At 34.8% G+C, this 20,863-nt stretch carries 13 protein-coding genes and 2 pseudogenes; 7 read left to right on the top strand and 8 right to left on the bottom strand.

Annotated elements, in window-relative coordinates:
• Positions 1-11: 11 nt before the first annotated feature.
• A protein-coding gene (locus C9889_RS01250) for an IS1 family transposase (protein ID WP_129596577.1) occupies positions 12-694 on the bottom strand; the annotation gives its coding sequence in 2 pieces (ribosomal slippage) (positions 12-371 and positions 374-694; 681 coding nt in all).
• Positions 695-1,128: 434 nt separating this feature from the next.
• On the opposite strand from C9889_RS01250, the gene C9889_RS09990 reads away from it, so the two are divergent.
• The 6 genes and pseudogenes from C9889_RS09990 (at position 1,129) to C9889_RS01220 (ending at position 7,975) form a co-directional block, all read left to right on the top strand.
• Positions 1,129-1,722, top strand: coding sequence for an integrase (locus C9889_RS09990; protein ID WP_164999244.1), 594 nt, complete (start codon positions 1,129-1,131; stop codon positions 1,720-1,722).
• A 208-nt stretch (positions 1,723-1,930) separates the two neighbouring features.
• Positions 1,931-2,290 carry a hypothetical protein gene (locus C9889_RS01240; RefSeq protein ID WP_164999243.1) on the top strand — a complete coding sequence of 120 codons (360 nt, stop codon included), beginning with the start codon at positions 1,931-1,933 and terminating at the stop codon, positions 2,288-2,290.
• Between the two features lie 350 nt (positions 2,291-2,640).
• Positions 2,641-3,766 (top strand): annotated as a pseudogene (locus tag C9889_RS01235) (ISH3 family transposase).
• A 223-nt stretch (positions 3,767-3,989) separates the two neighbouring features.
• Complete coding sequence (locus C9889_RS01230) at positions 3,990-6,257, top strand: hypothetical protein (protein ID WP_129596572.1); 2,268 nt, start codon at positions 3,990-3,992, stop codon at positions 6,255-6,257.
• A 187-nt stretch (positions 6,258-6,444) separates the two neighbouring features.
• Positions 6,445-7,482: a 3'-5' exonuclease family protein gene (locus C9889_RS01225; protein ID WP_129599338.1), complete on the top strand. Its 1,038-nt coding sequence runs from the start codon at positions 6,445-6,447 to the stop codon at positions 7,480-7,482.
• 49 nt (positions 7,483-7,531) lie between these two features.
• On the top strand, positions 7,532-7,975 hold the full coding sequence (locus tag C9889_RS01220; protein ID WP_129596571.1) for a ribonuclease III domain-containing protein: 444 nt from the start codon (positions 7,532-7,534) through the stop codon (positions 7,973-7,975).
• A gap of 752 nt (positions 7,976-8,727) precedes the next feature.
• Here C9889_RS01220 and C9889_RS01215 read toward each other — a convergent pair.
• Positions 8,728-9,816 (bottom strand): PGF-pre-PGF domain-containing protein, encoded by a 1,089-nt coding sequence (locus tag C9889_RS01215; RefSeq protein ID WP_129596569.1) that lies wholly within the window; start codon positions 9,814-9,816, stop codon positions 8,728-8,730.
• Positions 9,817-9,858: 42 nt separating this feature from the next.
• Entirely contained in the window at positions 9,859-12,324 is a 2,466-nt protein-coding gene (locus C9889_RS01210) for a GLUG motif-containing protein (protein WP_129596567.1), read from the bottom strand.
• Positions 12,325-12,859: 535 nt separating this feature from the next.
• Here C9889_RS01210 and C9889_RS01205 point away from each other — a divergent pair.
• Positions 12,860-13,006: pseudogene (locus C9889_RS01205) on the top strand (IS5/IS1182 family transposase); the annotation flags it as partial.
• Positions 13,007-13,118: 112 nt separating this feature from the next.
• Here the strand turns inward: C9889_RS01205 and C9889_RS01200 are convergent.
• From C9889_RS01200 to C9889_RS01180, 5 genes are all read right to left on the bottom strand, one after another.
• Positions 13,119-13,457, bottom strand: coding sequence for a hypothetical protein (locus C9889_RS01200; protein ID WP_129596565.1), 339 nt, complete (start codon positions 13,455-13,457; stop codon positions 13,119-13,121).
• Between the two features lie 72 nt (positions 13,458-13,529).
• Positions 13,530-14,627: a hypothetical protein gene (locus C9889_RS01195; protein ID WP_129596563.1), complete on the bottom strand. Its 1,098-nt coding sequence runs from the start codon at positions 14,625-14,627 to the stop codon at positions 13,530-13,532.
• Between the two features lie 18 nt (positions 14,628-14,645).
• On the bottom strand, positions 14,646-15,023 hold the full coding sequence (locus C9889_RS01190; protein WP_129596561.1) for a hypothetical protein: 378 nt from the start codon (positions 15,021-15,023) through the stop codon (positions 14,646-14,648).
• Between the two features lie 296 nt (positions 15,024-15,319).
• On the bottom strand, positions 15,320-18,532 hold the full coding sequence (locus C9889_RS01185; protein ID WP_129596558.1) for a type I restriction endonuclease subunit R: 3,213 nt from the start codon (positions 18,530-18,532) through the stop codon (positions 15,320-15,322).
• Positions 18,532-20,781 (bottom strand): GmrSD restriction endonuclease domain-containing protein, encoded by a 2,250-nt coding sequence (locus tag C9889_RS01180; protein WP_129596556.1) that lies wholly within the window; start codon positions 20,779-20,781, stop codon positions 18,532-18,534. The genes C9889_RS01185 and C9889_RS01180 overlap by 1 nt, the downstream gene beginning before the upstream one ends.
• Positions 20,782-20,863: the final 82 nt, after the last annotated feature.

Genomic DNA, 20,863 nt, shown 5'->3' with positions numbered 1-20,863 from the left:
CGTTGGCATTGTTAATTAAATATTGCTAATTCTCTATTTCTGTACTTCATTAACAACAAGACGGAATACCGTAACATTTCAAGACTCTTTGTATAACATTTAGACTTTCTTCTCAACCTTGCCAGAAAATGCCTAAATATACTGTTGTATCCTTCTATGGTATATGTTTCAGCTTTGGATTGAGTATGAATCGCCTCTGGAAGAAACTCTGCATATGCTTTCCAGTGATCTGTCATGACTTCTTTTATATCAATGTCCCTCAATTTGTCCCAGAGTTTTACTCCAGTTTCTGTGCCTCTGCTACCACAAGAACAGTTGATGAATCTTTTTCTAATTCTACCAATAGCAATCCAGATCCAACAATATTTTTTTTGTTACCAATATAAGTATGCATCTCATCTAATTCAACAATCTCTATATCATTTTCGCTTTTCAGGTCCTCTAACTCCTGGCCAAATTTTCTAATCCAATTATACACAGAAACATGGCTTACTCCCAAAAATCTCCCAATGGAACGAAAACCTAATCCTTCGAGATAGAGTTGTAAAGCCTGTCTTTTTACAGAAGTGGAACTAGCAGTTGATTTTATCTCAACGGTATAGTTATATCCGCAATCGTGACATTTATAGCGCTGACGCCCATCGACTTTACCATTCTTTTTGTGATTGGAACTCTTACATTTAGGACAATTCATATAGATATATGGACGCTCAACCTATATAACTATGTTTAATTAACAAAGCCCTGGAAAATAAGCTTAACAATCTTGAAAAAACAATATCAGAAGACGATAAAAAGTCTGGTGGGCCCGCTGAGATTCGAACTCAGGATCCTCGCCGTGTAAAGAAGGACGTTGATAGCGATTCGCGAGTACATCTCCTCGAATGTCAAGGCGGAAATCAACCTACTGCTGGGGAAAAACTGCAACCGGTTTTACTAAACGATGTATGGGCTCACCATAAAGAATCATTTAAGAAATGGTTATATGCAAGGTCCATATCCGAAAGAACCAAAAATGATTATTACAACTCTCTGACTAGATTCTTTGACACCACAGTTGTGCATAAGCCACAGGAATTCCGATCACAACAACTTAATGATAAAGCAACGCGTGGACTTCGTAATCTGTTGAACTACTTAGAGGAAGAGGATATCGATGATGTAGCTGAATACAGCATCGAAAAGTGGAGGCGGTTTATCAAGATCAAGCAGTCTGGTGTCGTTGAGATATATGTTACAGATGAGGAGATACAGGAAGCATATAATGATTGTACAGAGGAAATTAAGCCAATATTCAAATTACTGATATACTCAGGTAATCGACTCAGTCACATACATGCCATGTTAGAAAACTTTGATGAGAATAACATAGTGGTGGATGGGGGTGTCGCTCACTATCCAACATCATCATTTTCAAGTGGCACAAAAAGAACCTTCCAGATATTTTTTCCTACATCTTTTATCCCTGAACTCAAGAGCATCAATATTCTAAAGTCATACGGTTCATTGATTAAACTGACAAAGTATAATCGTGTATCTTCAAAGACTATTCGAAAATGGCATCTGAACTTTATGATAAAAGAAAGGATCACAGAAAGCATAGCTGATTTCATTCAGGGCCGTGCACCTACTACTGTTGGAAGTGCACATTACTTGAATAAGGTTCAGCAGTCTAAAGAGGAGTATAGGAAAATAGTGAGTAAGTTTTCGACATTATTCTGATCAACGTTTCATGCTCAGAGTACTTTTACATGTTGATATGTATCTGTTCATAAAAGCATTTAGAAGGGTCTGAGCTGCATGGAGTGTAGAATACCTAAAGGAATGGCTGAAAATCCATCCTGAGCAGCAGAATCCAATTGCACCGCTCTGGTTCAAACTTGGCAATAAAAACGCTTCTCTTGAGATATTACGATATGATGCAATACGCATGAGATTAAAGAAAATATCTAAAAAGGCCGGAATAAACAAAAAAATACATCCACATCTTTTCCGACATTCCAGATGTACATACATGGCAAATTATCTGACAGAGGCTCAAATGAACTTATATTTTGGGCGGGTACAGGGTTCAGACATGCCAAGTGTCTATGTACATCTTTCTGGCCGAGATGTAGATGATGCCATCCTAAAGGCAAACGGAATAATAACTGAAGATCAGAATTATAGGAATCAAAATGAAGCGGCCAGTTCAAACGTTGAAGTTTCGGCAATTATGGAGTCGAAAATCAGCGAACTCATTGATGAAAGGGTTAAACAGATATTAGGGCCTTATATCGATGACATATAGATATATTTTAGAAAAAAGGTACAGGTTTTGAAATGATATTTAGTCATATATTGCTACACCATTCATTTATATATTCAAATATTAATAATAATAGGCATAGTATTATTTTTTGCACTGAGATTGTCTACAACTGATATTTAAATTTAAAAAAAATGCATCATCATAGAGAAATATAGAAGATAATTTGTCTGTTGTGAAAATAAAATATGTAAAAGAGATTAAGGCAAAAAAATGCATTAAATAAGTACAGTACTTAGCTAATTTTTAGCATCTGAACTTAACAACACCCCCGATAGCTTTATATGCGGCGAGAACGCCGCCATATGTCATTTCTACCATCCAATTCAAGGATCTGTGAGAAGGTAGAATTAAGACCAAAACAGTGTATTGATGCTGCTCTTAAACCACTTCTAGAGAATATCGACATCAAGATAAACGGTTCACTTACCTCCAAAGATCTATTTTACACTGCCATGTGTATGGCAGTGGATAAGAGTTCAGTTCATTCTGCATCAAAACACTATCAAGCGATTCCCTGTGAAACATCTTTGAGATATCATCTCAGGAAACTAAGTCTAGAAGAACTTATCCAGACAAATCAAAGCATTCTTCTTCACAGTTCTGTCGGTACTCTAAAACCAGAGAAAAGTATGAGTTTGCTATCGATTTTACAAATGATCCATATTATGGAAAAGTTGATTCATTCAATCAAAACTATGTGATACGTAGTCAGGCCAAGAAGTCAACAAACTCTTTTTATTCATATGTATCACTGTCCATCATAAACAAGAATGAGAGATATACTCTTGCAGTTCTTCCTGTTGAAAGGAATAAAACGAAGGTTGATTACCTCACTTATTTCATAGACCTGATCGAAGAACTGGATTTCAATATCAAGGTACTTTGTCTGGATCGAGAGTTCTATTCAGTTGATGTGTTTGAGTTCTTACAGGACAAGGAGATATCTCACATTACACCAGTAGTAAAAAAGGGAAAAGCAATTAAGCAACTGCTTAACGGGAGAAAAGCAAGGTCTGCTGAATATGTAATGAAGAGTGCCCAAAAACAAGAAGTTCAACTGGATATTGTAATTGATGTGAAGTATATGAAAGGTAAAAGAGGCAAATATGGATGTGAAAACCTTGGGTTTGTTGTTATGGAGTTAAGTGGTCTCCAAGGAAGGTTAGTAATGTTTACAGAAGGCGGTTTTCCATCGAATCATCTTACAGGATGAGAAATATTGTTAAACCAAGAACATCAACAAAAGATGTAACTTTCAGATATTTCTTTACAATAATATCATTCCTGCTCAGAAATGTATGGATATACCTCCAGAAAAAGCATATTACAATTGTGAAACCAGGTCCAATAACTATTGATAAAGACAAGTTCAGGTTCGCCAGGTTTATTCTGTTTGTTGAAGAATGGCTTAGGAGAAAGTTAAGGATTCAGCTAGTAGTGCAGTGTTTAAGGTAATTCAATAATGGTAGGAACAAGATGGAGGGAAAATTAGAGAACTACTGAAGTAACAATAACTAAAGTTGAAAAACATGGTTTCAAGAGGTACAACGAAAATATTCCAATTATTTTGCCCTGTACCTTTTATCCCTAAACTCATAAACATCAATGATCTAAGGCTAACCATCAGTGTATTAGGCATTTTTGAATAATTTACAGATTACACGTTTGAGGTAATTGAATGAAAGAAGATATTGAAGAACTTATTGAAGCTGATTTTCCAAATACATTTGACTTGGTACAGCAGGTTAGTGATTGTGTCTATCAAATTGCAAGTACTAAATATCCATATGTAGCATGGGCAGTCAAAATTTTTGAACAATTAATTTGGATTATGCATCCTCCATCTGACACTCTTAATAAAAATGAAAAAAAAGAACTTCAGATGCTAAGTTGTTTGTATACAGATTATTTATATGTAAACCAGAGCAAATTTAAAGATTTTTTAGAGAAACATAATTTTGATTTTAATTTAAAATATAGATTGGTATTTAACCCATTTTCGAATTCTAATGGTGGTCCATCTTTTTTAGTTCCATACTACTCTAGTTTAAGCAAAGAAAAACCTCTTTTAGTTATCACTCATAAAATAAATAGTACAAAAGTTCGCTCTTGTATTGTTTACAGTTCTACTTATCTAATTGATTTATTTTCGTCGAGTTCAAATATTGGCGAGAAATTTTGTATAAAGCAACTTCTCAAAAGTTGGATTTGTTTTTCTGAAAATATTGATTTGAGCAAAGCTGAAAAAATAGTTAATGATTTTGTAGAGAAAAATATTCCTGATGACAAAAAAGGATATACAATAGAAACAATAAGTGTGCATAATCCAAAGCTAAATCAATATCCAAATTATCAAGAACCTTCACGGGATGAATTATTAAGAGTGAATGCAGAAATTGCTGAGTTTCTTGCTGAGAATGAAATAAAACCCAATGAGTATGAAGGAAAAGATGCCGAGAAATTAAATGAATTCATTTTTGATTTTATTTATCAAAAGTTAGAGGATGAAATAAAAAAATATGATGAAAGCCTTTTGCTTTATGCATATAAACAAGTTGAGTCAATAGAAGGAAAAAGAGAATTAAATAGATGGCAAGCTGGAGTTGATGCTTCAAAATATACAGAGTACGATTATGTGGAAAAAACTCTTGAAAAAACTATAAAAATTGCCACTGATGTAAGTTCAGCTAAACTTATTATTGAAATATTCTTAAAGGTAAATCCTGAAGGTAAAAATAAGATTAGTAGTACTTCATGGAGTTATTTTCAAGCACTTTCGATTGCTTTACATGAATTAATTGTTATATATGAATATATAAAGTATGATATTATTCCTCATAAGTTAATAGTAGATAAAAATTATACAATTAAAGATGAAAGAGGAGATGAGCTTTTTGACCATGAAGGTTTTTACAGATGCAAAAGTGAAATAACAACACAAGTTTCATCAAAAAAACTCTGCAATCAGACAAAAGGGGAAACAAATGAATCAAATACTGATCCTATTTTTTTGAATCGTTTAGAAGAGGTGAATAAAGCATTTTTAAATCAATACGATTTTTCACTTCATAATTTTATAAAAGTCATAGCAACTTTAGGTAAACTTAATTTATTTGATAAATCTCATTTTCCTCTAACCATAATTACAGAAGAGAATATTGTTTCTAATTTGCTACAATATATTGGAGATAATGTTGAAGAAAATGAAATCAATAAAATACTACAATTCACTACATTGGACTATAATTCTTATGATTACAGCACGAAATTAATTCCTACCAATTTACTTCGTAGAAAAGAAAGACTAAATCTATGTCCATTAGTTCGTACCAAATCTGGAAAATATATTTATGGAAATCAAATGTGTTTGGAATCTTCAAATTTATGGTTACGTTCAATTACTTTTGGAGATTTTCCTTGTTTTATCGATAAAGAAAGTGAAATCAACCAAGCATTGAGAGACATTCATTTTTATTTGGACAAAGAATTAGAAAAAGAAGCTTCTGCAATTGCAGAGTCAACTCTTGGTAAAGATAAGGTCGAAACTAATATACTTAACTTTAAGAGAATATCTGCTTCATTCTCAAAAAGACCCCCATGTGGTGAAATTGACTTACTTGCTATTAATGAAGAAAAAAAGATTATTTTTGTAATTGATGCAAAAAACATGAATAATAGAAACCGACCATATGACATTAGACAGGAATTTGACACGTTTTTTACAAAGACAAAATGCTATTTAAGGAAATTATCTAACAAAAAGAATTTTGTTGAAATAAATATTAATGAGTTTCTTGAACATTTTGGAGTTCTTAATGTTGAAGGATGGAATGTAAAGAAGGCTTTTGTAGTTGACAAAGTGTATCATTCTGCCTTTTCAAGCAAAGAAGTTGATTTTGTTTTGCTTCAGGATTTGTCTTCCTATTTAAAACCAAATATGGATTAAAAACTTTCATATCAATTGATTGGAAAATCACCACCTCATTCAAACGATTTTTATATTTATCGAAGTTCGAAGAATGCATTTACTTCATCAAGGCAACCAAGACACATCATATTTTCTAAATATAACCTGTAAAAATATTATATAGATTGAATGCATACAAGTAGATTTGATAACTATGCCCAAGACAATGACATACGATAATATTAAGAATCCTTGGAAAATGAGAGACGGTGTTGTTATATTTGATATTGAGACCGAATTTGTCCTAGATTGGAGCATAGAAGCGAAGAAGGAATTGAAGTTTAGATGTGGAGTTGCTTTTAGCTACGAGGATGGAGGGTATCACAAATTCACAGATCCTAAAGAACTTGTCGAGTTACTCAAGAAAGCTAAAGCTCTTGTGACCTATAATGGAGAAGGATTCGATTTTTTTGTTCTTGAAAAATATGGTCTGGATGTTGAAGAAACAGCTGGGAAAAAATGCTCACCTAAAGGTATTCGTTCTTTCGACATAATGCATAAGATTCAGGAACTCAGGCCCGCAGATAGTTTTGAAAAGAAGTTTCCAAGTATGGATGAAATAATCTATAGTCATTATGGAATACACAAAACGAAGTATGATGCCGATGTTCCGGAAGAGGTAAGGGAGCATTGTTTAGAAGATGTTGAGTTTACCAAGAGACTTTATGAAGAAGAAATGTGGATTGTTCCTGTCAAGAAGAGAGCAAAGAGGCGTATTTTGGAAACTGATTACGATAATGACCTTTATGGTGAAGTTGATTATGGAGAGGGAACTACTCAAATTGTTGACTTTGGAATACCTATTGCTGTTACAGAAACGGATTATTTCTTTGATGGGCCTGATACAATTCCATGTCCTTTGTGTGGGCAAGAAACTTTGTTTTTGTATACAGTCCTAAAGGCCAGAGAAGACACATTAACATGTTCTGAATGTGGAGGAATTACTAAGTTCCATGCTGGCACGAGAAGTATTCAATTTTCCATGACAAAAGAAGAGAATGAAAGTAAAGTTTGTCCAAATTGTAACAAGTCATTAATTTCAAATAGATACGACCACCATGGTTATGGAGCTGGGCCTGGGTACATTAGTTCTGGAAGTAGCATCTGCAAAAACTGTGGAAAAGGTTGCTACGAATGGGAAGATGATGACACTCCTGGTTTTAGGGATTATTGGAAAGGAAAATGTTGTTTTTGTGGAAAATGACCATTTTAAGAGGTTAACAATAGTTATCACATAATAAGATGTGCTAATCATGCAGAAAAATAAAGATGAATTTTCTGAAATTGAAGTAATTTTGGATTTTCATTTCACAAACAAGAGCTTCTTGGAACAAGCACTTACTACTAAAGCCTACTCCAATGAGCATCCCTGCAAGGATCAGAGTGAATTTCAAACACTTGGTGATGCTGTTTTGAAGCTTGTTTTAACAGAATTGATGATGGAAAAAGGCCACATCACAGGAGCAGAAATAACTCCTGAAAGAGTAGAACTTGAGAAAAAGAAAGGACTTGCTGAGACAGCCAGAAAACTTGGTATCAGTCATTTTATAGTGCTTGGGGAAGGACAAAAAAATCAAAATCATGGAGATAGTGATCACGTGCTTGCCGAAACGTTAGAAGCAATTGCGGGCGCTATATATCATGATGGAGGATTTGACAATACCAAAGTGGTAATGAAAAAATGGTTTACTGATTAATAATTTATGCACTGCACATAATTTTAGAATAACGTTTTCTATTGGTGAACCTCGCTTCATCTGTCCAATTCTATCATGAAAATTGGCAGATGGAAAAGTCAAAAAGTGTTTGGAGAATAAATTGGATTAAATCTACGGAATAAATTTGATAAGTATGAGCAGATTTTCAAGAGATGCAGGGAGGGAAAAATCGTTAAATATTTAATGCAACCGTTACATTTTCGTTTTTCGGATAAATTGGTCTAAGCCATCTGTACCAGCCAAATATTTCTCCACATATTCTTTGTGTGAAATTACTAGGGTGATCCACTTTATTAAAAGTTAATTTTAGTTTTTGAGGGGGAGCATTACATGATTGATAGAACTTACAGACCAATAACAGATAAAGAAATATTTCAAGATGAGTTCATCTCAAATGACAATGGTGTGAATACAGTATTTCAGGAGAGTTTGGGTGCAGTGTGATTTACTGCACTCATTTTTTACGGCATAATTATTGGACTGTTCTTGGTGGATGGAGATTTTCTGTAGACGCTCTTTCTTTGTAAGGTCCAATTTATAATTGAACATCATAAGAGAATGATTTCTAATATTTATAAATCATTCACTCTTGTTTATAAACATATAAGATATACCTAATAAGATCATTACAATTAAACTGCCTAATTCAGGTATATTCTTTGCCTGCTTATTAGAATTATTATCGTTAACCTGTTCACTTTGGTTTAGTGTTGCAGTTTGATTTACAGATTCTATTTCTTTGTATTCATTATCATTAATAACTTCATTTTCATTATATGCAACGATTGCAAATGGTGAAATCCGGGTGTTTCGGATTCATAAATGAAGTAATTCTCATTTTCCTCTACAACTCCAGTTGGAAGCTGAGTCCATTCTCCATCATTATACCGGCAAAGTACAACTGAAGACGGTTCTACATCATTATCAGAAATCCATTCTTTACTTACCCCGAATCCAACTACAGGATCTTCCATATCATCTTCATCAAAGGCGACATTACCTACCCAGATATTCATATTCTGATAGACTTTACCTAGAGCAGGCGAATCTACCAATGCCGACGTATCTTTCAGTACTTCAATGGATGTTTTTGTCTGCCCTTCATTTGTCAGAGACTTGAATTGTATGGTCATAATTGCATTATCATCCTCACTGAATTCATATCTTACATCTTCACCTGCAGCCACCTTACTCACCTGTGCATGTTTAGAGGCGATATTTTCAAACTCTTCACCTGTGGCTCCACCACCTCCTCCACCACTTCCACCGTTCCCTGAAGAATCGTCTTCTGAAGGAACAGTCGTTTTTTCGTTATTGATATCAACAGTTTTGTTTGTAGATAATACACTTCCATGCAAATTTGCAGTATTTGCCATATCAATATCTTCTGGATAAATTGCAGTAGTATCACCTGCATTTCCGGTCACATTAAAGTGTAAATTAAATATATTTCCTGAAGATCCGTTTTTTATGGAAATGCTACTATCCGTTGTAGTCAAAGTTACAGAATGAACGTTATCTCCTGTAAGAATAGTCCATCCGTTTGTGAGGTTACCGACTTCTACAGATTCAAGGAACAAAACTGACTCATTGTATTGTATATCACATTTAATGGTCTGGATTGGACCATTGGAAACATTTTGAATAACGATTGGAATTGAGAGTGTATCGTTCTCATTTGCTTCATAATCTTCTTTTAATCCGATTGAATCCGCCATAACAAGACTTTCAGTTGAATTGGCTCCTATCGGCAATAGCAAAGTGATAAAAAGTATAAAAAATAGAATTCCAAACAAGCCTTTCACTTTTTTTAGAGTCATGTCTTCTCCTGCATTTATAAGAATTATTTAGAGTCTTGAGTGTCACTCCAATACTATATCTCCAACACTGGCTTGTATCATCATATTGACGTCTACTGCATCTGCAAATTCTTCATTTTTATCAAGATCAAAATAACGATTTGATGCTAAGTTTCCTACACTGACCTGCATCATCATGTTAACGTCTACTGCATCTGCAGAAATTCCATTCCCATCAAGATCGCCAGTAATTATCATATTGGCATCTCTATAAATCTCGGAGCCGGCGGATATTTGTACAGATATTTCTTCAGAGTAGAAACCTGTTTTGTCGAATATGATATTATATGCCCCAGGCTCAATATTTGTAAATATATAATATCCTGAAGTGTTAGTAGTGTTTTTGGCAATCAGATTTCCAGATTGCATAAGCGATACATCAACATTTTCAATATTTGTGCCATTAAAGTTGTAGCTAACATTACCAGACAATTTTCCTGGAGCTTCCACTGTGAAAATACCATTTTTGGAAGAAGCATAACCATGTAAATTTGCAGTATTTGCTAAATCAACATTCCATGGAGTTAGTTCAGTACTTTCACCAGCCTTTCCAATTACGGAAAATGTTATATTACAGATTTTTCCAGATGATTCGTTTTGGATGGTAAGTTCACTATCAGAAGTAGTCAGAGTGATTGAATGTCCATTGATGCCTTTAGATACTGTCCATCCTGATGTGAGATTGTCTGAGCATATAGATTCAAGAGACAGAATTGATTCATTATATTGTATATCACATTTAATGGTCTGGATTGGACCATTTGAAACATTGAGGAGTTCTAATGGAATAGTTAAAGTACTGTCTTCTACTGCACTTGAATCATTAAAACCGATTGATTTAGCCATGCATATAATGCTCTCATCGATAGCAATATAGTCAATTTTTGTTTCAGTATCATCAGCGACATCGTTAATTGCAGTAAGACTAACGTTATAACTTCCATAATTTGCGTATGTATGCGTTGGATTTTGTTCTGTTGAAGTATTACCGTCACCAAAATCCCATAGCCATTGTGTAGGTTCTTTTGATGACAAATCTGTAAATTTCACAGACAGTGGTGGAACAACTCCTGAAGTAACATTGGATGTAAAGTCAGAAACCGGAGGATATACAGATATGAAATTATGCAATTGAGGGTACCCATCATTTATGGATGCATGAATAAACCATGCATTATCAAAATCCCAATTTGTGTATGTTGATTGCTGTTTCATTTCGATAGTAGTTTTTGGTATACCTTTTCCTGTATCACTTTGTCCTGATGTTTCTTTGTTGTAGTAACTTTCAGTAACTAGACCAATATTGGAACCAAGAAGGCCACCCAGATAATCATTTCCATCCACATTCCCGATGGCATAACAATTACTAATATCACCATTATTAGACCCAACAAGGCCACCTATGTACCAGTGACCGATCAAGTTTCCGGTAGCATAGCTGTTTGTGATTCTTGCGTAACTACCAGAATTATCTTTATTAGACCCAACTAAACCACCGGCATAGTCTCCATTACTAGTTACATTTCCGGTAGCATAGCTTTTTGTGATTGTTACGTAACTATCATAATCACCGTGATTATACCCAACTAAACCACCGGCATAGTCTCCATTACTAGTTACATTTCCGGTAGCATAGATGTTTATGATTGTTACATGCCCATACTTTACGTAATTATATCCTATTAATCCACCAACATTTGAGTCCCCACTCACGTTTCCTGTAGCATAGCTATTAGTAACACTATCATAATTATATCCTATTAATCCACCAACATTTGAGTCCCCACTCACGTTTCCTGTAGCATAGCTATTAGTAACACTATCACCGTTCTGACCGACTAATCCCCCAACATCCGAAGTACCAATCACGTTTACTGTAGCATAGCTATTAGTAATACTATCACCATTCTGACCGACTAATCCCCCAACATCCGAAATACCAGTCACGTTTCCTGTAGCATAGCTATTGTTTATTTCTCCCTGTGCATTAAAACCAACAAGACCACCCACGTCTTTGTAACCACTCACATTGATGCTGTCAAGTCCTAAATCAGCTATCAACATTCCATTATCTTTGCGGATAAAACCAAAAAGACCCACATATTCTTCAGATTGCCGATTGATATATAGATTTGATATTGTGTAATTATTACCATCAAGAAAACCAGTGAATCTGTAATCATAATCACCTATTGGTTCAAAACCTGCACCATCATTCCATTCGGATGTTACAGATGCATCAATATTATTAATCAATACATAATTTGCACCTAATTCATTCTGTATATTTTGAAGTTCATTTACATTAGATATCTGATATGGATTCTCAACAGAACCATCTCCATCTGCAAATGCAGCAGCAGGGCCAGTAATTAATATTATACAAAATAAGAATGAAATAATGGGATATTTTACAATTGATATATCGGTTATTTTTTTTCTGATAATACTGTATCTATCTTTTGTCATAGTTTTAAGATGTGACTCGACAATACTTGAATATTACGATATGAATCGAATATTAATTTGAAGCTCTTTTATGTTCCAAACTATTTGATAGCTGTTAAAGGTAAAAACTATAAATTTGTTCAATCTTTATTATTAAAGTTAATTTATTTTATTCTACTAATCGGGATAATTATACATCACAACCAATTCAAAAATCACAAGACAAACACCAATTTTCGGGCCATATTTTCTAATTTTCCCACCTCCAAGATGTCCTACATTATCTCTTTTATAATCCGGTTTCATTTCTGATTTAAACCATTTGGAATCAATTTTATAAAGTCAGTACTTAGCTAATTTTGAGCACCTGAACTTAACAACACCTCCCTATATCTTTATAGGCGGCGAGAACGCCGCCATATGTCATTTCCATCATCCAATTCAAGGACCTGTGAGAAGGTCAAGGATTCAGCTAGTAGTGCAGTGTTTAAGGTAATTCAATAATGGTAGGAACAAGATGGAGGAATAATTAGAGAACTACTGATATAGGAAAAGGGGGACAATAGAACGATTCTTTGCATGGTTGAAAATGGGATTCAGGAAAATAGCAAGCAGATATGAAAGACTAAATGTTGTTTTCAAAGGATTACTGGATATAGCATGTTTTCTAATGTGCTGGAAAAAGTTTCAACCGGAGTTTTGAAATAGGTTCGTTTACTAATAAGTTAATTCATTGATTTAGCTTCTCATGTATATGTTCATTCGGGGTCAAGTTTATGAATATTTCATGAGAATTTTCCAGTGTTGAAGAGTGTTTAATTTATAATTTTAATACTAAATTCTCCATCTTTAGATTCAATATTGACCTTTTCAGATGGGGCAATGCATTTAATCAATATTAGTTTAAGCTCCAGATCATATGTAATATCAAGTTTGTTTTGTATTATACCATCTTCACTCTTTGAATTGGGTATTGTTTCATTCATTTCCTCTGTATACTTGTCAACTTTAACAGGATCATTATTGTAATCTATTATTGCCTGATTAATCGCAGTCCTGCATATTTCGGATATATTCAGACCGATTTCCTTTGTTTTATCACTCATCCATGCCGGCCATTTGAATGTACCTGTTTTCATTGCTTCTTCTGTCATTGTAATCCCCATAGATTAAATTTAAAATACTTAATAAATAATTGGCTTGGACAGAAATGAAAATAAGATTTTTTAATATTCAGCATATATCTCTTTTTCAGTAGATTCATCAGATATTTCCTGTTTCATATCTTCTCTAAATTGGTCTAGGCTCCAGCTTTCAGTTATACCAGCATTTTCCATAAAAAATTCCTTATTTTCACCAATCATATATCTTCTAGAAATGGCTTTTATTATTTGTCTTAGAGCTATTCCTTTCTTTCCATTGTTTGGCAATACAAAACTATTACCATCTTCACTGATTTCAAACAAAAGTATTTCAGGAGCAGCTTCTTTTAGTTTTTTTAATTCTGTCCATGTCAAATACTGTACTTGATTTTCTAAAAACACCCTGTTGTTTAGCATTCTTTGAATTGTTCGATCTTGTCTAACAAAAGATAAGATATTGTCAAATTCAGGATTGTTATTAAATAACGTTATTTTATGCAGCATACTTATTGCATTTTGTTCTAATTCTCTTGATATATCAAAGATTTGTTCATACTCTTTTTTAGAGAAAATAATTGCTCTTGCAACTCCTTCTAAATCAATATGGAACAATACATGTGAATATGAAGATAATCGGAAACCTTTCTCACTTTGTAATGTAGAGATATATTTATTTTCATCGGAATCTAATATTGCCAAATGACCTTCTGTATTATTTAAAACAAATTTTGGTTTTAACCTTGTTATTTGCCCATAAGTGCATCCATTTTTATTACAAAAAATCATGATCCCAGCTAAATCATCACTCATTTTATCCAAATCTCTTTGAGTAAGTTCGCGATCAAAATCATGCTTTAGAGGCCTTAAAAAAGAACCCCATGAATCTACATCGTTTAAGTAAGTCCATTCATGAGTTTCTTGGGGAACTCCACAATTATACCGGTACATATTATTGGAATCGATTTTTTTATAATTTTCAGTTAACCATTCCAAGAATTGATTTGAAACATTTTCAGCATTTATTTCAGGAGACTTAAATATATATTTAGTATTCTTATTATGGTCCCGATATTTTCTTATAAAACATATATGAGCATAATCTTCATCCTCTACATCGGTTGCTTTAGGAATAAAAGTAGGGAAATTAAATTTTTCTAAAAATTCTTCTTTTTCTTGTGACATCTTATCCCTTTATAGTCCTTATTTCTCTTTCCATAAATCTTCAGTGACCATATATAATTTTATTTTCTTGTTAGTATTTCTATGTTTTTTGGTTGTAAGCATAAATCTGTTCTTGTCATGCATTTCAATTTCATAGATATTATAGCCAAAACAATAATTTAATAGAGGATTGATGCAGAAAAGTGAAGTACCAATATAAACGTATAATAGGAGTGCAAATAGCACACCAAAAGCAAATAAATCGTACAATCCATTTTCAAATGTTATGCAAAATGGGACTATATATGTTAAAAGAAAACCTAGCATTTCTGTATTTTTTTCAGACTTAATTTGAACTTCTATTTCTCTAGGTGCAACTGTTTCTATTTTATTAAGAGTTGATTTAACTTCATGCAAAAATATAAAAAATAATATAGCAAATGAAATTGTAATTATTACAAACAAATAAAAAGTATTGCCATAAGTATTCGTGTAACGCATGAGTAAGTCTTGAAAAAATCTCAAGTTACGAATTGATATTACATAAAAAAAGAGGTAAGTATGCAAATAATGTTAAAACTAGTTTTGTATTGTTACTTATCATACTTATCACTTAGAACCTAATCGAATTATAGAGCATCTTATCAAATTAATTTTCTGAACATTTTACAAATCAGTATATATCAATTATCACTAAATCTTTGGACATCATTTTAAGCTGGAGCATAAACCGATGGATTAGAACTATCATACACTCTGAAAATATGATTGTAGACCGCTTCTGCTTTCATATCAACTTCTGCATCTGAATAACTGCTTGGAAGACCTCTCGTATCTTCCCACAACCAATTTTTAATTTCAGTTTTGATAGAATCCCTGGTTGCTTCTTTTTCTCGCCAGTTATCAATATTCAGCTTTTCAGATTTTAAATAAAGAAGAAGTTCAGTAGCTGTTGCTTTAATCTTTTTGATATCCTCTTTTGAAATATCTGGCTTGATTAAAAGATCAAAAATTGCAAGGCTTTCTTCATCAAGACCTTCACGGATGTAGCGCTTTGATTCATCATCCAAATTTTCAGCGAGTTTCAATAGTTCTTCGAAAGTTTGCTCTATGGTAACTCGATCCTTTTCATTATTGTAGTCACTCACAATCTTTTCATATCTATTTTGGAAATTCATACGCAAAGGATTTTGCTTCATCATTCTTTGAAGTCTTTGTTCTATAACTTCCTTCATGTCATGTACAGCTGTGTTCTTCTTTTTACAAGTTTCAAATTCTTTGCGCAAAAGATCAAAATCGATTTTACTAATATCATAGGCAGTTCGGGATTCACCAACTTCATTCTCAGTGGGTTCAACCGATTCATCAATGATTTGGTGCAATTCTTTGATTATATCAGTTATATCAGCTTCTTCTCTCGATCTTTGAAGCATTTTATATATAACATTGATAGCTTCATATGACTGCCTGTAATCGTTTATTCTTTTTTCACTCAAACAGAACTTGAACTTTCGAAACACATCACGGGCCATTATCTCAAACCGTTTACGTGTTTCATCGTTTCGATTGATTATTTCCTTTGCTTCATCAATGGCATGCAGTTGCTTAAAATCTGTTTCTTCAATTACCTTTTCGAGACGGAAATCATACGATAAAAGATATTCACGTACTATCTCGATTGAATTTGCCAGATCATCCAGAAGTTTGTCAGTTGGATTTGCAGGATCTACCTGTGGCTCTGGTTCTCCATCAATCATAGTGCCACCTTTATGGCCAGCAAAGGCTGCTAGAGCACTCCTGAGATTTTTGAGGATGCCACAATAATCAATAATCAATCCATTATTTTTCCCCTCATTTACACGATTGGCTCTGGCTATGGCCTGCATTAAAGTATGAGCCTTCAGAGGTTTGTCAAGGTAAAGCATAGAAAGACTTGGTACATCAAATCCTGTTAACCACATGGCACAGACAATAGATATTCTGAAGGGATGCTCTTCTTTTTTAAAAGCAGAATCAACATCAATTCTTTTTCCATCTGCAGTTTCAAAACCTTCTTTTATCAATTTGCGATGAGGAGTTATATCAAGATCCCATTTCCTGAACTTGTCAACTTCTCCCTGTTCCTCACTCACAATCACAGCCATAAGAGTTTCTTTCATCCAATTGATCTTGTTTTGTAGTTGGATCTCTTCCTGTTCATCCTGGATCGTAGATAGCTCTTTTTCAAGTTCAACAATTTTTTCTTTCCAGTAATGGGCAATCAAATTGTGCATTCGGACGCAAGTAATCTTATCGATGCAGATTAGCATGGCCTTGCCACATTCCCATTGTGTTGAGTAATGATTTGTGAAATCTCTTGCAATCTGATCCAGTCGTTTTTCAGCAGTGATGATATGATATTCACGTTTTAGCTCTTTTTCGAGTTTCTGAGTTACATCCACATCATCAATCTCAAGTTCTTCTAGCTTTTCCGCAATACGTTCGTTCATATCATTTGTAGTGATCCCAAGCCTATCACCTCTTGCATCATAATAGAGAGGTACAGTGGCATCATCTTCAACAGCTCTCTGGAAGTCATAGGTTGACACATAGCCTCCAAAGATACGCTTTGTTAGTTCATCATCCTTGAACAGTGGTGTTCCAGTAAAACCGAGGAAACTGGCATTTGGTAGTGCATCTCGCATGTTGCGTGCCAACAGTCCAGATTGTGTTCTATGTGCTTCATCGGAGAGAACAATTATATCTTCTCTGGTGGAATAGGGGTCATCATCAATCTTCTTGTTGAATTTTTGAATCAGAGTGAATACGATGGCTTTGTGTTCACTAAGCATTTTTTGTAGTTCGTCTCCATTATTTGGACGACAGTGTTCTCTGTCATTATCAGCAAGTCCACAACCTGCAAATGTATTGTATATCTGATTATCAAGATCTGCTCTATCAGTACATACAAGGAATGTAAAATTCCCTCCGAGCTTACGATGTATCTTCTGTGTGAAAAAGGCCATCGAGTATGATTTTCCTGCTCCCTGTGTGTGCCAGAAGACACCAAGCTTTCCTTCAAGTTGTTTGCGATTTCTAACTGAGTTTATTGCACGGTTGACTCCAAGATACTGGTGGTTTTTAGCTATAATTTTAGATAGTTTTCCTGAGCTTTCATCGAATAAAATAAAGTTCTCAAATATGTCCATGAAATTGTCTTTACTGCAGATGCCTTTCAGCATCGTTTCCATATCCACACTTCCTTCATCTTCTTCTTCCAGCCTTTTCCATTCATGGAAATATTCGTATTTGCTGGAGTATGAACCAATCTTTGATTGAATTCCATTTCCAATCATAACTATTGCATTATGATGGAAAAGATGAGGAACAGTATCCTTGTAGTCTGAAAAATTCTCTTCATATGCTTTACGTATGTCTTTATGTACGTTTTTCAGTTCAACAAAAAGCAGAGGTATGCCATTGACAAATCCTATTATATCAGGTCTTCTCCTGTAAATTGACCCTTTTATCCAGAGTTCACGGACTGCTAGGAAATGGTTTTCTTTTGGATTATCAAAATCGAAAATTTTCAGGCGTTTCTTTATGAGCTCCCCTTTGTCATTTCGGAACTGAACCTGAACACCCTCTTTGAGCATCCTGTATTTGTCCTGGTTGGTCTGTAAAACTGATTGTATAACAGAATAATCAATTATCTGACTAATGGCGTCCTGGTACGCAGAAGAGGGGAGCTCAGGGTTGAATTTCTCAAGTGCCTCTTTGAGATAACGAGTGAGTACTACTTGTTTTTCACTTGTACGACCGAGGGTACCATTTTGACCCAGAACTTCGGTATTGTAGGCATATACTGAATCCCAACCTAGTTCATCGTGCAGGTAATTTGCTGTTGTTTGCTGCACTAATGTATCCTCATTGTACTTTTGGTCCATCAGTAATTCCTCTGTTTTATATACTCCTGTGTTTGACTGGGTTGAAGTTCGGTTGTAGAAGGGCCAGTTCTAATGTAGAAACGCTCTGTGCCATTATCGTTTACGAAAATAGGTGCAGTTGCTGCGTCACATTTTAACACCATTATTCTTGAACCGTTGTAATCTTCAAAATGTGGATGTATGCTTGTCATTGCATGTGGTCCCATCCTGCTTTTAACAATATTTACCAGATGTAGACTCATTTTATCTTCATTCTGGAAACTATCGACGTCTATTCCCACAGATTCACCGTCATCTGCGACGCCAATTATAAGGGTCCCTCCATTGGTGTTCAGAAAACCTGCCAATGTCTTTAACACAGCAAGTTCCATGCGAGGGTCTTTATCGCCGGTGTGAAGATTTGTCCTCAGTGTGGACTTAAATTCTACTGCAGATGATTCACCACTCAAGATTAAACTATCAAGATCAAAATCTTCAATTTTTGTGTCTGTGTATGCATCTGATTTCAGCGTTTTATATCCCTCAGCAATTACCTTTGCCATTAGTTCCCTTCTTTGTTCAAGAAAATCCCGGTAATGTAGATGTTCCCAACTTCCTGGTAATGCATGCCAATAATACATGCGGGTTAGTTCATTGTATGTAAAGCGTGATTTCAATCCAGGAAGGTATTCAGAGGGTGGTTGATCTGATATCCTGACATTGTCTCCCCATTCTACAAGTGCATAATTGGCAATTTGGTTTATATCACGAGTGCCTTTTATACCAATGTTTTTAAGGTATCCTTTGGGGAATAGGTGATGTCGTTCCAGTGAGCGTTTTCCCTGAATAGAGGGGTCCAATAGTTCGGATACTCTTGTTTTCGAAAAGAGTACTTTTGCATCTATTAGTACCAAAGATGCATAATATGCGAATAAAGAGGGACTTCTCGAGGACGATGTTGCCATATCATTTGGCAGTGTGACACTCCAGTAGTCATTGGTCAGAGTTATGTCACAAACGTGGTCTAAAATTTTGATGAACTGGTTTCCATCTTTCACATCACGGAAACGAGCCAGGTCAAACTCCATGTCTGATTCAGGAGATCTTGCGAAGCGACTCGTTACACATGACATGAAAAACCAGCGAGATATAGCCTTGCGAAGTTTGTATTCTTCAATTTTGTATTCCGTTTTTCCTATTAAATAAAGTATGTAGGAAAACAACAGGTTATTCTTTGAAGTGATCATCTTACCACTTCTAAAGCCTGCTTGTCGCACACAGTTCATGAAGTCATGCCAGTGCTGTAGATCCAATACCTTGGCTTGCGCCTCTTTGAGCAGTTCAAACTGTTCTATGCGTTTTTCTTCACTGAAAGTCTCTGTTTCAAGATCCTTTCCTCTAAGAATAGAATATACATAACGTAGCCTTGCACGTTTGAAGGCCACTCCCACACTTACCCTTAGTAACTGATCAGGTGATGGTTCAATGAAATGATTAAATGAAGATGGACCACTTTTAGATGGTTTTCTTGCTTCTTTACAGAATCGTTCTAAGTCAGCACGTCCTTCATCCCAGAATACCGACATCAGTGTGAGTATAAAATCTGCCTGGTTGAGTGATGTTCCGGCACTGTTTATCCTTACAAAGACCTCAGATACATCCTCTTCTGAAATGTTGGATGCTAATTCAAGAGCAGTAAACGGAAACCTCAATAGTCCCTGTAACTTGGTTATGGCCTTACGTACCTTTTTTATATCTTCATCTGTGACTTCTCGAGAGGCTTTCAAACCTTTCAGGTAGTCATCAACAACTTCGAATAGATCTGTCTCATTATTCCAGAGTGCAGAAATATCTGATATGTAAGCTGGATCACGCATGATTGCTGCATCTGCAATCTCAAATTTTTCTTCGAGTGGGTTGAACGCAACACGAATTAATTCACTCTCATAATTCTCACGGATGACAGGTACACCTTTGACAACTGCATATAAAGAGGTTAACCGCTGTTGGCCGTCCACGACAACAAGTCTGGGTGCTTTCTGTTTAGAATCAGTTCCTATTGAGCGGGAATCAGCAGCCAATCCATTTTGCCAGAAAAGTAGGTAGCCAACTGGATAACCCTTGTACATTGAATCAAATAGATTACGCACCTTGAAATTCTTCCATACAAAGGGTCGCTGGATATCTGGAAGGCCGATCTCTCCAAGCGATATAAACTTAACAAGCGATCCCAGATCGTAGTCAACTTTCGTAAATACTGTTTCACTCATACACTAATTTCCCCACTCATTAATTTAGGAAGCAAGAGGTCACGAGCCTCTATAAGTTTCAATTGTTGCTTCCTCAAAATCC

Source organism: Methanohalophilus profundi (assembly GCF_004137855.1).
GTDB classification, from domain to species: domain Archaea; phylum Halobacteriota; class Methanosarcinia; order Methanosarcinales; family Methanosarcinaceae; genus Methanohalophilus; species Methanohalophilus profundi.
The sequence above is the reverse complement of the archived record's forward strand: the minus strand, read 5'-3'. Positions and strand labels throughout refer to the sequence as shown.

Excerpts from the sequence above, each read along its gene's own strand:
- C9889_RS01200 (WP_129596565.1), bottom strand. The coding sequence starts at position 13,457 with ATGACAGAAGAAGCAATGAAAACAGGTACATTCAAATGGCCGGCATGG.
- C9889_RS01220 (WP_129596571.1), top strand. The coding sequence starts at position 7,532 with ATGCAGAAAAATAAAGATGAATTTTCTGAAATTGAAGTAATTTTGGAT.
- C9889_RS01210 (WP_129596567.1), bottom strand. The coding sequence starts at position 12,324 with ATGACAAAAGATAGATACAGTATTATCAGAAAAAAAATAACCGATATA.
- C9889_RS01185 (WP_129596558.1), bottom strand. The coding sequence starts at position 18,532 with ATGGACCAAAAGTACAATGAGGATACATTAGTGCAGCAAACAACAGCA.
- C9889_RS01195 (WP_129596563.1), bottom strand. The coding sequence starts at position 14,627 with ATGTCACAAGAAAAAGAAGAATTTTTAGAAAAATTTAATTTCCCTACT.
- C9889_RS01180 (WP_129596556.1), bottom strand. The coding sequence starts at position 20,781 with ATGAGTGAAACAGTATTTACGAAAGTTGACTACGATCTGGGATCGCTT.
- C9889_RS01240 (WP_164999243.1), top strand. The coding sequence starts at position 1,931 with ATGAGATTAAAGAAAATATCTAAAAAGGCCGGAATAAACAAAAAAATA.
- C9889_RS01230 (WP_129596572.1), top strand. The coding sequence starts at position 3,990 with ATGAAAGAAGATATTGAAGAACTTATTGAAGCTGATTTTCCAAATACA.
- C9889_RS01225 (WP_129599338.1), top strand. The coding sequence starts at position 6,445 with ATGACATACGATAATATTAAGAATCCTTGGAAAATGAGAGACGGTGTT.
- C9889_RS01215 (WP_129596569.1), bottom strand. The coding sequence starts at position 9,816 with ATGACTCTAAAAAAAGTGAAAGGCTTGTTTGGAATTCTATTTTTTATA.